1 pseudogene is annotated in these 753 nt (G+C 75.6%); it reads right to left on the bottom strand.

The annotated features are described in order from the left end of the window. Positions 1 to 753 (bottom strand): annotated as a pseudogene (locus tag G3I71_RS45075) (biotin-dependent carboxyltransferase family protein); the annotation flags it as partial.

Below are 753 nucleotides of genomic sequence, written 5' to 3'. Positions count from 1 at the left end.
GTCGCCCGAGACGTTGAGCGCGCCCACGGAGTACGGGTTGTCGTGCAGGTTGGACGGGTGCAGACCGGCCTCGCCACCGTCGGGGCGCGCCCAGCGCGGCTTGGGCCCCGACAGCCGGATACCGGTGCGGTTGGCGTGCGTCTGCACCTGCCACGTCGCGCCGTAGAGCATGTCCATGTCCTCGCGCAGGAAGTACGTGGGTGCCGGCTGCGGCCCCTCCTGCACCGCGAGCTCCCAGGCGTGCACGAGCGCGGGGGGGGCCTCGACGGGGACGACGGCCGTGGCGGGTGCGCCGTCCGGGACGGCCGCGGGCACCAGGACGTCACCCGTGACGAGCGCACGGCCGGTGTACCCGCCGAACCCGCCGAGCGAGAACGTCGCCGCCGACCCGAGGTATCCGGGCACGTCGAGGGCCCCGCGGACCAGCACGTACGTGCGCAGCCCGGCACCGGTGGGCGTGCCGACGTCGAGCACCGCACCGGCCGGTACGTCGACCGGCTCCCACTGCGGGACGGGCACGCCGTCGACGGTCACGGGCGCGTCGGCCCCCGTCACGCACACGACCGCCGCGTGGCTGAACCGCAGGCTCGGGCCCGCGAGCGTGCACTCCAGACCCGGGGCGCCCTCCGGGTTGCCGAGCGCGACGTTGCCGAGCCGGAACGACAGGTCGTCCATCGGCCCCGACGGGCTGATGCCCACGTCCCAGTGCCCGAGGCGGCCGGGCCAGTCCTGCACGGTCGTCATGACCCCGGG

The organism is Streptomyces sp. SID12501, from assembly GCF_010550245.1.
Classification (GTDB): domain Bacteria; phylum Actinomycetota; class Actinomycetes; order Streptomycetales; family Streptomycetaceae; genus Streptomyces.
This window is presented reverse-complemented; position numbering and strand designations above follow the sequence as displayed.